This window comes from Xanthomonas cannabis (assembly GCF_040616535.1).
Taxonomy (GTDB): domain Bacteria; phylum Pseudomonadota; class Gammaproteobacteria; order Xanthomonadales; family Xanthomonadaceae; genus Xanthomonas; species Xanthomonas cannabis.
Window position 1 is genome coordinate 2022247 of record NZ_CP136580.1, and the last position, 14081, is coordinate 2036327.

The following is a 14081-nucleotide window of genomic DNA, read 5'->3' on the forward strand; positions in this document are numbered from 1 at the left end:
TGCAAAATGTTGATCCTCACTCGCCGGGTAGGCGAAACCTTGATGATCGGCGACTCGGTCACTGTTACCGTGCTCGGCGTCAAGGGTAATCAGGTGCGTATCGGTATCACCGCACCGAAAGATGTGGCTGTGCATCGCGAAGAGATCTATCAGCGCATCCAACGTGGGGACGAGCCGGTCGCCTCTGGCGCGCATCACGGCGACGATTCTTCGAATTGATCGTCATAAAGGGTTTACGTTAGCCCCTGTTACCCGGTATTCTTCGCGGCCTGCCACGGACATCCCGGCAGGACGCAAAAACTGGAGCGATGCCCGAGCGGCTGAAGGGGCTCCCCTGCTAAGGGAGTATAGGGTCAAAAGCTCTATCGAGGGTTCGAATCCCTCTCGCTCCGCCAGTGTTCCGAACGCCTGCAAATCATTGATTTGCAGGCGTTTTTGTTTCTGGTCTGGGTGAAGCGCGTTCCGGCGTGCGATTGTCTGCTAAGCAGCACGTGGTAAGGCGGCCAATGGCAGATCGCGGATGAAGGCGCATCGATTTCTTCTGCGTTCCGTCCAATTGGGCATCCCCGATCGATTCCCGTTGCTTTGCGCCTGCAACGTGGATTTCGTGTCAGTCATCGCAGCGAATGCATGATCTGGTCATCCGGGGTGCCACTTTTCTCACTACTGCCATGCCGAACGCCGATCGCGCACAGCGACGACGTGCATTGCACTCACGTATCGTTCTTGTGCGTCCAACCCGATGAGTGAGCACGCAATGCGATGCTGTGCTGCGAAAAGCGCAGTTACGTCGCCGGGCGTGCATGCGGCCCGCGTCTGGAAGTGACGGCCAACCAGTGATCCCAGGTGCCGGGTATCGACCGTTGTGAGCTTCACTGCGGCTGGGTGCGGCAAACCAGACTCCGTGTGCGCGCAGTGCTCATCGCTGGGATGCGTGCAACACAGGCAATGGCTGATCTGACGCGGCGAGCTGCCCCTGCGCACATGCAGTGCATCCGAGATCCAGCTCGTGGGCGCGATCGCCTCTGGATCCGGAGCTCATGGCATCGCCCGTACATGCCAGTTGTTGAAGCGCGTTTACTTGTCGATTGAGGCAGTGACGCCGGCAGCCAAGACGGCCGTCTGATGTCCCCCACGGTGAACCTGCCTGGCTGTGGTCGGCTCGCAGCTTGGCTGCATCTGAACCGCGCGAGACGCCGGTTGCAATTGCGGTCAAGTAACCGGTGCGCAGGTCGTTAAGGGGGTGACCCATATCTCGGATGTCGATGTGATGCGCCTATCGTTGCTTGGACGCCTGTTCTCTTCCTGGAGCCGTGGGCTGCAGCACAAGGCCAACGCGGTGGACCGGGTGATGGCGGTGATCGAATTCGATCTGGATGGCCGCATTCTCGAAGTCAACCAGAACTTCCTGTCGTTGATGGGGTACCGGCGCGACGAGGTCGTCGGCCAGCATCACCGCATGTTCGTGACCAAGAGCGATCGCGACAGCGAAAGCTATCGCCAGTTCTGGGCGGGGCTGCGGCGCGGCGATTTCAACGCAGGGCGTTTCTGCCGCCTGGACAAGCACGGCCGCGAGGTCTGGATCAATGCTTCCTACAATCCGTTGCTGGACCGAGCGGGCAAGGCCTACCGCGTGGTGAAGTACGCCACCGACATTACCGAGCAGGTGCGGCAGACCGCCGATTTCGAAGGGCGGATCGACGCGATCGACAAGGTCATGGCAGTCATCGAATTTTCGCTGGATGGCACGGTACTCGATGCCAACCAGAACTTCCTGCAGGTGATGGGCTATCGGCTCGATGAGATCCGTGGCAAACACCACGGCATGTTCGTGGATGCGCAAACGCGTCAGTCGGCGTCCTATCGTGCGTTCTGGGGCGCGCTTGGTCGCGGGGAATTCGATGCCGGTCGCTACAAGCGCATCGGCAAGGACGGTGCCGAGGTATGGATCCAGGCGTCCTACAACCCCGTCCTCGATGCACTGGGTCGACCATACAAGGTCGTCAAGTACGCCACCGATGTGACGCGCCAGGTGATCGATTCTGCCGATGCGGATGGCCGCATGCGCGCCATCGACAAGGTGATGGGGGTCATCGAGTTCGATCTCGACGGCCGCGTGCTGGCTGCCAACGACAACTTTCTGGCGATTCTCGGGTATGCGGCGGAAGAGGCGATCGGCAAGCACCATGGCGTATTTGTCGATGCCGCCTACCGCGCGTCCGACGAGTACCGCCACTTCTGGGCGAAGCTGGCGCGCGGCCAGTTCGATGTGGGCCGGTATCGCCGCCTGCACAAGGACGGCAGTGCGGTGTGGATCCAGGCGTCCTACAACCCGATCCTGGATGTGTCCGGACGCCCGTACAAGGTTGTCAAGTACGCCACCGACGTGACCGACCAGGTGCGCTCGGCCGAACGCATGCGTGACCTCATGCGGCAGACCATGAGCATCGCGCAGAACGTGCAGCGCGAGTCGCATCATATTTCCGCCAGCAACCAGGACCTGGTCAACCGCGTGTCCACGCAGTCCAGCGCGGTGGCGCAGACGTCCTGCACGATCGATCAGCTGGCCGCGACGGTGCGCGCCAATTCCGACAATGCCGGCTCGGCGCGACGCATGGCCGAGGAGTCGGCTGCCGTGGCGCGGCGCGGTGCGGACGTGATTGCCGACGTGGTCAAGACCACGGCCGGGATCCGTTCGGCCACCGACCGGATCGGCCAGATCATCGAGGTCATCGACGGCATCGCCTTCCAGACCAATATCCTGGCGCTCAATGCCGCTGTGGAAGCGGCGCGGGCGGGCGAGCAGGGCCGTGGCTTTGCCGTGGTGGCGACCGAAGTGCGCAGTCTGGCGCAGCGCTGCAGCGTTTCGGCCAAGGAAATCCGCTCGCTGATCGACAACGCGACCGACCAGGTCGGCGATGGCTCGCGCCTGGCCGAACAGGCTGGTGTCGTGATGCAGGATGTGGTGACCTCGGTGCTGCGCGTCACCGCGACCGTGGAGCAGATCGCGGCGGCCAGCCAGGAGCAGGCGCAGGACATTTCGACCGCGAACACGGCGCTGCAATCGATCGGCGTGCAGGCGCGCGACCAGGCACAGATGGTCGATGATCTGGCGCGATCGGCGCGCGTGCTTGAAGCCGATGCCGACGCATTGTTCGCGCTGGTCAATGGTGACGATCCCGGCGCTGCGGCAGCCGGCGCACCGGCCGCTGCGGACATGAAGCCGCAGGCGGCCTAGGCACAAGGCGGTACATGGAGGCATCAGCGCGGCATGATGTCTGCCAGGGGCGTCAGACGTGGATGACAGGACGAGCACACCCGCATACGACACAAAGCCCGCAGACGCGGGCTTTGTGTTTTGACGTGTGCCCCCGTCCGCTGCAGGCCGCGCAAGCCTGCGCGTGCCGCAGTGGCGTATCGGCACTTACTTGGGCAGATCGAAGACCAGTACTTCTGCATCGCGGGCATCGGCCAGCACGATCTCCGGCTCGCCGATGATCTGCACGGCGTCGCCGGCCGACAACGCCTGCCCATTGATGCTCAGGCTGCCGCGCGCCACCTGCACGTAGCCGATGCGCCCTTCGGCCAGCGGTTGTTGCAGGCGTGCGTCGCCGTCCAGGATCGAGGCATACAGGCGTGCATCCTGGTGCAACCGGAGCGAACCGTCTTCGCCGCCGGGCGAGGCAATCAGGCGCAGTTGGTTGCGCTTGCTGTCGGCATCGAAGTGCTTTTCTTCGTAGCTCGGTTCGATGCCGTTGCGCTCGGGCATCACCCAGATCTGCAGGAAGTGCACCGGCTCGCTGGACGAGTGATTGAACTCGCTATGGGTCACGCCGCTGCCCGCGCTCATGCGCTGCACATCGCCGTAGTGCAGCACCGAACCGGTGCCCATGCTGTCCTTGTGCTCCAGCGCGCCGCCCAGGACGTAGGAAATGATCTCCATGTCGCGGTGGGCGTGGGTGCCGAAGCCTTCGCCCGGAACCACCTTGTCTTCGTTGATCACCCGCAGCGGGCCGATGCCCATATGGCGCGGATCGTGGTAGCTGGCAAAGGAGAAGGTATGGCGCGAGGACAGCCAGCCATGTTCGGCGCGGCCACGGGTTTCGCTCTTGCGGACATTCAACATGATGCTGCTCCTTGAAAGATTCGAATTGGCGCTGGGGCTGAATCGCTGTCCCAGCGGCTTGATACGTAGTCTCTGCCTGTACGCGCGGGAGAAAAAGCGAGTAGATTTGGTCGCTATCATCGAAAAATTCGAACAATGAAAATCAGCCTCGAGGCCTTGCAGATCCTGGATGCGATCGACCGCCGTGGCTCCTTTGCCGCAGCGGCCAAGGTGTTGTTCAAGGTGCCCTCGACCATCTCCTACACGGTGTCCAAGCTGGAAGAGGACCTGGGAGTGCAGCTGTTCGAGCGGGTCGGCCCCAAGGCGACGCCGACGCAGGCCGGACGCGAGCTATTGCGCGAAGGGCGGCACCTGTTGCGCGCCGCGCAGGAGCTTGAGGTGCGGGTGCGGCGAGTAGCCTCGGGTTGGGAGTCGGATTTCGCGATCGGGCTGGACGCAGTCCTGCCGGCGGCGTTGTTGCAACCGCAGATCCTGGACTTCTACACGGTGGCCGACAGCACCCGGCTGCGCGTGCTCAGCGAATCGCTGTCCGGCAGTTGGGAGGCCTTGCTGGATCGGCGTGTGGACCTAATCGTGGCGGCCGGCGAGGGGCCGAGCGGGGGCGGCTATGTCGCCGAGCCGATCGGTACCTTGCGCTTCGTGTTCGCGGTGGCGGCCGCGCATCCTCTGGCGGGCGCGCAACGACTGGGCGTGGCCGAGCTGGCCGAGCATCGGGCGATTGCCGTGGCGGACTCGGCGCGGCGTCTGCTGCCGCGTACCGTCGGCCTATTGTCCGGGCGCGATGTGCTGACTGTGCCGGACATGCACACCAAGCTGCTGCTGCAGCTTGGCGGTGCCGGCTACGGTTTCCTGCCCGAGCCGTACGCACGCGGCGCGCTGCACGACGGCCTGCTGGTCGAAGTGCCCGTGGAAACCCCCAAAGCCGACGAGACGTTCTACCTGGCGTGGCGGCCGGGCGAGGAGGGCGAAGCGCTGGGGTGGTGGCGGCGTGCCCTGCGCCGCGACCACTTGTTCGCGCACTGGTTGCAGTCGCTTGCCGAAACGTATCGTTTCGTTGCTGCCAGGCAGCCGGTGGCATGACCGAGAGCGGATAATGGCCGCTCGCCGTCGCGCAGGGTCCTCGCATGCAAGGCTTGATCGAACAGTACGGACTGGCGCTGGTATTCGCCAACGTACTGGCATTGTCGCTCGGGCTGCCGGTTCCGGCGTTGCCGACACTGGTGCTGGTTGGGGCCGGTTACGCGCTGCGCGGTGGTAGCGATGCGTGGCTGGCCGGTCTGGCGGCGTGGGGCGTGTCGGTATTGGCCAGCCTGCTGGGCGATCTGGCCTGGTATTTGGCCGGCCGTCGTTTCGGTAACCGCACCTTGCAGTCGCTGTGCCGGTTGTCGCTGTCGCGCGATACCTGCATGAAGCAGACCGAGCGGTTTTTCTCGCGCTGGGGTGTGCGGGTGCTGGCGGTGGCCAAGTTCGTGCCGGGCCTGTCGATGGTGTCGGTGCCCATGGCCGGCGCGATGCGGGTACGGCCCGGCGCCTTCCTGCGCTACGACGCGTTCGGTGCCTCGCTGTGGGCCCTGGTCGGGCTGGGCCTGGGGGCCGTGTTCGCCGATCAGGTGCAGGATGTGCTCGGCTTCCTGTCGGAGCTGGGCTCCGGAGCCGTGGCGGTGCTCGTAGCGCTGTTGGCGGGCTACGTCGGCTGGCGCTGGTGGCGCCGCCACAGCCTGCTGCGGTCGCTGGACCATGCGCGCATCGCGGTGGACGAGCTGGTGCCGTTGCTGGATGGCGATGAAAGCCTGCGGCCCACCGTGCTGGATATCCGGGCACCGGGGTATCGCGACCTGCAGCCCTACACGATCCCTGGCGCGGTATTTGCCGACGAGCGTCAGCTTGCGCAGATCCTGGCCAGCGTGCCGCGCGAGCGCAGTGTGGTGATTTATTGCGCATGCCCGGACGAAGTGTCTGCGGCCTGGTTGGCGGGGCGGATGCGTGAGCGCGGCTATCGCGATGTGCGCCCGCTGCGCGGCGGGCTGGATGCATGGCGCGACGCCGGCCATCCGGTGACCTCGTTGTTGCCGGTCGTGGTGGTGGGCGACGCGGAAGCGGTGCGCGCCACGGCTTGATCGTCGTGTGCAGGCGTTCGACGTGCGCGGTGAAAGCCGCTTGCGTCGGCAGCGCGACCATTCGCACTGCACGGCGATGCGCGCGGCCATCCATGTCCCGGGTGTTGAACGCAACGGCGATCTTGTCCTGGTTTCCAGCGTCATGCCGCGGCTCGCCCTTGCGTGGTTGCAATACCGGACGTGCAGGGCAGGGAGCAAACGACGGGCAAAAAAAAGACCAGCAAGCTGGTCGTTTTCTTCAAGATTGGTGCGCCCGGAGAGATTCGAACTCCCGACCGCCTGGTTCGTAGCCAGGTACTCTATCCAACTGAGCTACGGGCGCATATCTTGTTTTTGACTTGCCATCCGCTGCAACACAGCTGGACGTTCAACTGAAAAGACAGCGGTTCAATGCTGTCTTTTGTGGTTCCTGAAGATGGTGCGCCCGGAGAGATTCGAACTCCCGACCGCCTGGTTCGTAGCCAGGTACTCTATCCAACTGAGCTACGGGCGCCTCGTCAGGAGCGGAATTATGCGGATGCCTGACGTACTCGTCAATCCCTTTGTGAACTTCGATTGCCGTTGACCTCGACATCAAGGCTGCCAACGAGCGCGGCAGCCACTGCAGCGGGCGCCTTCATCCATGCGAAGTGATCGCTGCGCACGCCCAGCTGCGCATCCTGCAGGTGCTGCAGCCGGGCATGTGCCTGCGGCATCTTGCCCAGCAGTGCGTGCAACGCCGCCGGCGGGCCGAAGTTGTCGCGTGCGAAGGTCAGCGCAGTGATCGGAGTGGTCAATGCACCCAGTGCATGTTCCAGGTCCCAGGTCGCGCCGGCGGCGCGATAGCGGTTGCTGCGGCCCACCTGTGCCCAGTCGGCGATCAGGCCGCGCGCTTCGGTCCCGCCGAAGCCAAGCCTGCGCCCATGCAGCACGCCTTGCAGCTTTGCCAGCCACGGCAGGGCGCGAAACGCCAACGGCAGGCCATAGCGCATGGGACGCGGGAAATGGCGCCAGTAGGGCGAGCCGCTGGCCACCAGCCACAGCTGTGCAAGCGGAGAGGCGTGCGTCGCCGGCGTGAGCCGCAGCGCGGCGTGGCAGCAGGCCAGTTGGCCGCCCAGGCTATGGCCGCCCAGGATGCGTGGAAGTTGCGGGTCGTACCGATCCAGCAAGGCGTGGCTGGCCGGAAGATCCTCGGCCAGCAGCGTGCGGTAACCCCAATCGTGCTCGCGCGACGGGCGCAGGCTGCTGCTGCCATGGCCACGCCATTCGTGCAGATACACCGCGATGCCCGCCGATGCGAGCACCTGCGCGAACGGTTGATAATGCCGCGCCGCCACGCCCAAGGCCGGCAGCCATAGCAGCGCGGCCAGTGGCTGTGCCGGCGCGTGGCGCATCACCTGCCAGCGGTGCCCGTCGGCGGCGCTCGCGCTCATGGTGGTGAGGTGTACGCTCATGCGCCGTGCGCAGCGCCGAAGTGGTCGAGCACCAGCACATCGCTGTGCCCGGGGCGTTGGCCGAGGTGGATTGCGCGTGCCACGTAGTCGATGGCCGCTTCGCAGGCATTGAGGAGCGACAGGCCCTGGCACAGTTGTGCGGCGATCGCGGCCGACAGACTACAGCCGGTGCCATGCGCGTCGACCTGCACACGTGGATGCATGAAGACATCCTGGGTGACGCCGTCATCGAAGCGATCGAACACACGTGCGCCTTCGTGCAGATGGCCGCCCTTGAGCAGCACCGCGTTGGCGCCCAGATCGAGCAGCGCGGCGGTGGCGTGCTCGGCGGCATCGGCGTCGTCGATGCGGCGGCCGGTCAATAGCTCCGCTTCGGGCGTGTTGGGGGTGACCAGCGTGGCCAGCGGCAGCAGACGGGTGCGCAAGGCGTCCAGCGCGGCGTCTTCAAGCAGGCGCGCACCGCTGGTGGACACCATCACCGGATCGAGCACCACGAATGGTGGGCGATGCCGTTCGAGCAGGTCGGCCACGCAATGGATGACGTCGGCATTGGCCAGCATGCCGAGCTTGACGGCCTGGATCTGGAAATCGGCAAAGCAGGCATCCACCTGCGCCTGCAGAAACGACAGCGGCGGGATGTGCACGGCGGTGACGGCGCGGGTATGTTGCGCAGTCAAGGCGGTGATCGCCGATAACCCGTGCACGCGATGCGCGGCGAAGGTCTTGAGGTCGGCCTGGATGCCGGCACCACCGCCGGAATCGGAGCCGGCGATGGTCAATGCGGACAGCGTGCTGGGCGTGGTCATGCGCCGATTCTGCACGGTCCGATTGCAGCTGTGCAGAACCGGTGTCTGAACGCTGCCTGCGCCTGCCAGTGCTTACCGCAGGATCACGGCGGTGCCCCGTTCACCGCGATCTGCGAGAACGCGCCGGTCTGCGGGTCGTACAACGCACCCCAGAACATGTTGCCGCCATCGCAGGCCTGGATCGCCTCGGTGGCCGGTTTCATCTGCGGCGTGTTCGGCAGCTTGAAGGCGTTGATGTAGATCAGCTGCTGGCCCCCGATCACCACACCCACGTACTGGCGGTCGAACTCGCGCGGCTCGGCGATGGTGGGCGTCAACGCGTCCTGCCGGGATTCGAGCTGTTCGATCTGCTGATGGTTCGGTGCCCAGTAGCCGGTGATCTGGTCCGGATGACGCGCCGGGCTGTCGCGCGAGCAGGTCTGCAGCACCTGCTCGGCCACGCCCTGCCGGGTGATGATCCACGACTGCCCGTTCTTGAGATTGGTCGGCACGCTGGATGGCCCCTGCGTGGTGGCGCAGCCGGCCAGCGCGAGCACGGCCAGCGCCACCGCGCCGCGAAGTGCGCGCATCACAACACCTCCGAGGCGAAGTCGGCCAGGCGCGATCGCTCGCCGCGCCGTAGCGTGATGTGCGCGCTGTGCGGCCAGGCCTTGAAGCGATCCACCGCGTAGGTCAGGCCCGAGGTCGTTTCGGTGAGGTAGGGCGTGTCGATCTGTTCGACGTTGCCCAGGCACACGATCTTGGTGCCGGGGCCGGCACGGGTGATCAGCGTCTTCATCTGCTTCGGCGTGAGGTTCTGCGCCTCGTCCAGGATCAGGTACCGCGACAGGAAGGTACGGCCGCGCATGAAGTTCATCGAACGGATCTTGATGCGGCTTGCCAGCAGGTCGTTGGTGGCGGCACGCCCCCATGCGCCGCCTTCCTGGTTGTGCGTGAGCACTTCCAGGTTGTCGGTCAGCGCGCCCATCCACGGCGTCATCTTTTCTTCTTCGGTACCGGGCAAAAAGCCGATGTCTTCGCCCACGCTGACGGTGGCGCGGGTCATGATGATTTCGCGGTAACGCTGCTGGTCCATGGTCTGCGCCAGGCCGGCGGCGAGCGCGAGAAGGGTCTTGCCGGTGCCGGCGGTGCCGAGCAGGGTGACGAAATCGATCTCCGGGTCCATCAAGGCATTGAGCGCGAAATTCTGCTCGCGGTTGCGCGCCACGATGCCCCACACCGCATGCTGGCCGCTACGGAAGTCGTCCACCAGACACAGCGTGGCCTTGCCGCCGCCGACCTTGGCCACACGCAGTTCCACTTCGTCTTCGCCAGGCAAATACAGGTACTGGTTGGGGTACCAGTCTTCGTCCTCGGCCAGCACGATCTCGTAGTGCGTGCGGCCGCGTTCGTTCCAGCTGCGCAGGTCTTCGTTGTGCTTCTGCCAGAAGTCTTCCGGCAGCTCGATGGCGCCGGTGAACAGCAGGCTGAAATCGTCCAGCGCGCGGTCGTTCTGATAGTCCTCCGCCACCAGGCCGCTGATGTAGGCCTTGATGCGCAGGTTGATGTCCTTGGACACCAGAATGACCGGCACGTCCGGATGTTCTTCGCGCAGCGCCAGCACCGAGGCCAGGATCTTGTTGTCCGGCAGCATGGCGCCGAAGGTGCGGCCCGGGTCGATCGGTTTGATCTGAAAAAACAGACGGCCGATCGCGGCCTGGCCCTTGAGCTGGATGCCCTGCGGGTGGCTGAGCAGGATGCCGGCCTGGATCTGCTCGGCGTTGGTGTTTTCCAGCAATTCGTCCAGGAACCGGCTGACCTGCCGCGCATTGCGGCTGACTTCGGAGGTGCCCTTCTTGGCGTTGTCGAGCTCCTCGATCACCTGCATCGGCAGGAACACATCGTGTTCTTCGAACTTGAACAGCGCGGTGGGATCGTGCATCAGCACGTTGGTGTCCAGCACGTAGATGCGCTTGCCTCGGGTCATTGGGTCTTCCAAGTGATGGAGCAGGGGCGAGCCATCACGCCTGCAGGTGCAGGGTGATGGAGGACGCGGGAGGCGAGGGGTGTCACTGTTTGGCGTGCGCCTTCACTGCAGTCAGCACGGCCTCGGCATGGCCGGCGACCTTGACCTTGCGCCAGGCCTGCACGACATGCCCCTCGGGCGACAGCAGGAAGGTGCTGCGCTCGATGCCGAGCACCTGTTTGCCGTACATGTTCTTTTCCTTGATCACGTCGAAGGCGCGGCACAGCGCTTCATCGCTGTCGCTGATCAACGGGAAGGTGAAGCCTTGCTTGGCGCAGAAGTTGTCGTGCGACTTCACCGAATCGCGCGAGACGCCGAACACCACGGCGCCGGCTTTTTTGAACTGCGGCAGCAGCGCGTTGAAGTCCAGGCCTTCGGTGGTGCAGCCGGGGGTGCTGTCCTTAGGGTAGAAGTACAGCACCAGCCACTTGCCGGCATAGTCGCGCAGGCTGGCCTGGGCGCTGCCGGAGAGCGACAGCGGCAGGTCGAAGGTTGCGGCGGGCAGTTGCAGTACGGCGTCGGTCATCGTTGCTCAGCCTCAGCGGGAGGGGCGTGCGGCGCGGTCAGGCCGGGCCGACATCCATCCCATCATAAGCAGCCACATGGAAACGTTTGGCGAGTGCGTCGAACTGCGCATTGCGCTGATTCAGCGACTCGATGGTGTGGTGCTCTTTCTTGTCCACATGCAGGAAATACGACTCCTCGTCGTCGCCATCGTCTTCGTCGCGTTCGCCGAGAAAGATATCGATGACGCGGTAGCCATCCTGGGTCAATTGCTCGGCGAGTTTCTGCAGCGGTTCCTGCGCCGGATCGGCAAAAAAATATTCCCAGCGCAGCGGGCCATCGAGGTTCCAGTCGGTCTCGGAGCGGATGTGGTCGAACATCTGTTTCAGCGCGTATTGGGCGATGGCCATGGTGCGTCTGCCTTAGAACTTCATCGGGTCCATGATCGCGTCGAGATTGAGGTGATCACAGAATTCCAGGAAATCATCGCGCAATGCGGCGATGTGCATGTTGGCCGGCACCCCGATCGTCACCTGCGCAGAGAACATCTCCGCGCCGGTCTGCATGGCGCGGTAGCGCGTGCTCTGCAGGTTTTCGATGGTGATGCCCTGGCGGTCGAAGAAGTCGGCCAGCTGAAACAGGATGCCGGGCTTGTCGGCGGCGATCACTTCGACGATGTAGGGCAGCAGGTTGGACTGGGTCTGCTTGGGGCCGGTGCGGTACCACACCAGCTTGAGGCCTTCCTCGCGTTCCAGCCGGGTCAGCATCGCCTCGAGCTTGGCGACCGAATCCCAGGAGCCGGTGGCCAGTGCAGTGACCGAGACATCGCGCCCCACCGTGGCCAGACGGGCGTCCACGAGATTGCAGCCGCTGTCGGCGATGCGGCGGGTGACGGGCAACAGGGGGGACTCCGGATGCGTCGTGTAGGCGTTGATCAGGAGGTGGTTTTCGGTCGGCAAAGGCCGGGGTGTCGAGTCGGTCAAAGGGGCTTCCGGCATTGCATCAGGCTGAATGGCCGCCCGGGCAGGCGCCCTGGCGGTGACCAGCATACTTGCCCGTGGTTTCGCGCCGCAAGTAACATGCGGGTGGTCTCAACCCGCGCCCGCGCGGGCCTTCCCTGTCACGTAAGAGCAGCAGAATCTTGTCCCTTTCCGGCATCATCACCGCGCTGGCGACCCCTTTCGGTCCGGATGGCGCACTCGACCTGGATGCCTGGCGGCGACTGCTGGAGCAGCAGCTGCACGGTGGCGTGCAGGGAATCGTGGTCGCCGGCTCCACCGGCGAAGCCGCCGCGCTGAGCGACGACGAATACGACACGCTGCTGCGCGCTGCGGTGGCGCAGGTGGCCGGCCGAGTGCCGGTGCTGGCCGGCACCGGGTTGTCCGGTACCGCCAAGACCATTGCGCAGACACGCCGCGCCGCCGCGCTGGGCGCGCAGTACGCGTTGGTGGTCACGCCGCCGTACGTGCGTCCGACCCAGGCCGGGCTGAAAGCACACTTCCTGGCGGTGGCCGACAACGGCGGCTTGCCGGTGGTGCTGTACAACGTGCCTGGCCGCACCGGCTGCGACCTGCTGCCTGAGACGGTGGCCGAGCTGGTCGGGCACCCCAGCATCGTCGGCATCAAGGAGGCCCGTAGCGAGCCCGAGCGCATTGCCGCACTGGTGGCACTGCGCAGCGATAGCTTCGTGGTGCTCAGCGGCGATGACGGCAGCGCGGCGCACGCGATGCTGTCCGGCGCCGCGGGGCTGGTGTCGGTGGCATCCAATGCCTTGCCGGCAGCCTACCGTCGCCTGTGCGATCTGGCCCGCGATGGCCAGCACGAGGCTGCCACCGCCTGGGATGCGCGCCTGAGCGAATATCACAGCTTCTGCGGGATCGAATCCAATCCCATCCCGGTCAAGGCGTTGCTGCAGCGCGCCGGGATCGGGCATGGCCTGCGCTTGCCGCTGCTGCCACTTTCCGCGGCGCACCAGCCTGCCGCCGACCGCCTTGCCGCCGACGCCATTGCGTTGGAAGCGCTTTCCAGCCGCGAAATGCTCGCGGCCTGACCCAGGAGATCTATCGATGCGTCATTCCGTTTCCCCCGTCCGCGTGCTGTCGCTCGCGTTGCTGGCGACCGCCACCGTCGCTGCCACGAGCGGTTGCAGCTGGTTTCACAAGGGCGCGCGCGGCGACTATGCGCTGGCCCCGGAAGCCCGGCCGCTGGAAGTGCCGCCGGACCTGAACCTGCCCGACACCTCGGGTGCGATGAAGGTGCCGACCCTGGCCTCCACCACGCAACAGAACACCAACACGCCGCCGTCGGCGAGCGCCAACAGCGGTTTCACCGTGGCCGGCGAGCGCGATGAGGTGTTCGCCAAGGTCGGCACGGCTCTGGCCGAGATTCCGGGCCTGACCATCGCCAGCAAGGCGCAGATGCTGGGTTCCTACGATGTGAGCTACGAAGGCTCCAGCTTCCTGGTGCGCGTGGTCAAGGTCGATGCGGGCAGCTACGTCTCGGCAGTTGATCCGCGCGGCATGCCGGCCACGGCAGCGGCACCGGTGGCGGTGATCAGCTCGCTCAAGAGCAAGCTTGGCGGCTGAGGCCGGTTCAGTTGGTTGGATAGCAAAACGGGCGCCCCTGGCGCCCGTTTTGCGTTATGCGGTGTCGGGTTGCGGCTGCGCCGTGGGCGCGGCGGCGCATCTGATTGCGGCGATCAGCGCTGCAGCAGCGGCAGCTTGTTCGGCTTGCCATCCCATTCGGCCGCATCGGGAAGCGGTTCCTGACGCACGGTCAGCACCGGCCAGGCCTTGGCCAGCTCGGCATTGAGCGCGACGAAGGCTTCCTGACCTGCTGGCACGTCGTCTTCCGGGTAGATCGCATTGGCCGGACACTCGGGCTCGCACAGAGTGCAGTCGATGCACTCGTCCGGATCGATCACCAGAAAGTTCGGGCCAACGTGGAAGCAATCCACCGGGCAGACCTCGACGCAGTCGGTGTATTTGCACTTGATGCAGTTTTCGGTGACAACAAAAGGCATGGCGGAATCCGGCGTTTAGCCTGTCAATTCTAAAGCAGTCGGGGGACGGGTGTGGAGTGGATGATCTT

Annotated in this window: 15 protein-coding genes and 3 tRNA genes; 7 read left to right on the forward strand and 11 right to left on the reverse strand. The window is 65.0% G+C overall.

Going from position 1 to position 14081, the window contains the following annotated elements; genetic code table 11:
- Positions 1-6: 6 nt before the first annotated feature.
- The 3 genes from csrA to RZV17_RS08750 all read left to right on the forward strand — a co-directional run bounded on the left by csrA (position 7) and on the right by RZV17_RS08750 (position 3238).
- Positions 7-219, forward strand: coding sequence for a carbon storage regulator CsrA (gene csrA / locus RZV17_RS08740; RefSeq protein WP_003481884.1), 213 nt, complete (start codon positions 7-9; stop codon positions 217-219).
- An 83-nt stretch (positions 220-302) separates the two neighbouring features.
- Positions 303-395, forward strand: a tRNA-Ser gene (locus RZV17_RS08745).
- Positions 396-1294: 899 nt separating this feature from the next.
- Positions 1295-3238 (forward strand): PAS domain S-box protein, encoded by a 1944-nt coding sequence (locus RZV17_RS08750; RefSeq protein ID WP_355609269.1) that lies wholly within the window; start codon positions 1295-1297, stop codon positions 3236-3238.
- A gap of 186 nt (positions 3239-3424) precedes the next feature.
- Here RZV17_RS08750 and RZV17_RS08755 read toward each other — a convergent pair whose 3' ends face one another.
- Positions 3425-4126: a pirin family protein gene (locus RZV17_RS08755; RefSeq protein ID WP_039563828.1), complete on the reverse strand. Its 702-nt coding sequence runs from the start codon at positions 4124-4126 to the stop codon at positions 3425-3427.
- Between the two features lie 135 nt (positions 4127-4261).
- Between RZV17_RS08755 and RZV17_RS08760 the strand changes: the two genes are divergently transcribed.
- Positions 4262-5206: a LysR substrate-binding domain-containing protein gene (locus tag RZV17_RS08760; RefSeq protein WP_355608676.1), complete on the forward strand. Its 945-nt coding sequence runs from the start codon at positions 4262-4264 to the stop codon at positions 5204-5206.
- Positions 5207-5250: 44 nt separating this feature from the next.
- A complete protein-coding gene (locus RZV17_RS08765; RefSeq protein ID WP_047694125.1) occupies positions 5251-6243 on the forward strand; it encodes a DedA family protein/thiosulfate sulfurtransferase GlpE in 993 nt (330 codons plus the stop codon).
- Positions 6244-6488: 245 nt separating this feature from the next.
- Here RZV17_RS08765 and RZV17_RS08770 read toward each other — a convergent pair.
- The 9 genes from RZV17_RS08770 to RZV17_RS08810 all read right to left on the reverse strand — a co-directional run bounded on the left by RZV17_RS08770 (position 6489) and on the right by RZV17_RS08810 (position 12040).
- Positions 6489-6565, reverse strand: a tRNA-Arg gene (locus RZV17_RS08770).
- 94 nt (positions 6566-6659) lie between these two features.
- Positions 6660-6736 (reverse strand) — tRNA-Arg (locus RZV17_RS08775).
- A gap of 40 nt (positions 6737-6776) precedes the next feature.
- Complete coding sequence (locus tag RZV17_RS08780; protein ID WP_355608680.1) at positions 6777-7676, reverse strand: alpha/beta fold hydrolase; 900 nt, start codon at positions 7674-7676, stop codon at positions 6777-6779.
- Positions 7673-8482, reverse strand: a complete 810-nt coding sequence (gene thiD / locus RZV17_RS08785) for a bifunctional hydroxymethylpyrimidine kinase/phosphomethylpyrimidine kinase (RefSeq protein WP_355608683.1) — start codon at positions 8480-8482, stop codon at positions 7673-7675. Before thiD ends, RZV17_RS08780 begins: the two co-directional genes overlap by 4 nt.
- Positions 8483-8565: 83 nt before the next feature.
- Positions 8566-9051 carry a hypothetical protein gene (locus RZV17_RS08790; protein WP_355608686.1) on the reverse strand — a complete coding sequence of 162 codons (486 nt, stop codon included), beginning with the start codon at positions 9049-9051 and terminating at the stop codon, positions 8566-8568.
- Positions 9051-10448, reverse strand: coding sequence for a PhoH family protein (locus RZV17_RS08795; RefSeq protein ID WP_104580138.1), 1398 nt, complete (start codon positions 10446-10448; stop codon positions 9051-9053). Before RZV17_RS08795 ends, RZV17_RS08790 begins: the two co-directional genes overlap by 1 nt.
- 82 nt (positions 10449-10530) lie before the next feature.
- Positions 10531-11013: a peroxiredoxin gene (locus tag RZV17_RS08800; RefSeq protein ID WP_104580139.1), complete on the reverse strand. Its 483-nt coding sequence runs from the start codon at positions 11011-11013 to the stop codon at positions 10531-10533.
- Between the two features lie 37 nt (positions 11014-11050).
- Positions 11051-11401, reverse strand: a complete 351-nt coding sequence (locus RZV17_RS08805; RefSeq protein WP_104580140.1) for a ribonuclease E inhibitor RraB — start codon at positions 11399-11401, stop codon at positions 11051-11053.
- A 12-nt stretch (positions 11402-11413) separates the two neighbouring features.
- A complete protein-coding gene (locus tag RZV17_RS08810) occupies positions 11414-12040 on the reverse strand; it encodes a glycine cleavage system protein R (protein ID WP_081419256.1) in 627 nt (208 codons plus the stop codon).
- 92 nt (positions 12041-12132) lie between these two features.
- On the opposite strand from RZV17_RS08810, the gene dapA reads away from it, so the two are divergent.
- A complete protein-coding gene (dapA, locus tag RZV17_RS08815) occupies positions 12133-13041 on the forward strand; it encodes a 4-hydroxy-tetrahydrodipicolinate synthase (RefSeq protein WP_047694139.1) in 909 nt (302 codons plus the stop codon).
- Between the two features lie 16 nt (positions 13042-13057).
- Positions 13058-13576: a hypothetical protein gene (locus RZV17_RS08820; RefSeq protein ID WP_047694141.1), complete on the forward strand. Its 519-nt coding sequence runs from the start codon at positions 13058-13060 to the stop codon at positions 13574-13576.
- 113 nt (positions 13577-13689) lie between these two features.
- On the opposite strand, the gene fdxA is transcribed toward RZV17_RS08820, so the two are convergent.
- Positions 13690-14013, reverse strand: coding sequence for a ferredoxin FdxA (fdxA, locus tag RZV17_RS08825; protein ID WP_039404267.1), 324 nt, complete (start codon positions 14011-14013; stop codon positions 13690-13692).
- Between the last annotated feature and the right edge of the window lie 68 nt (positions 14014-14081).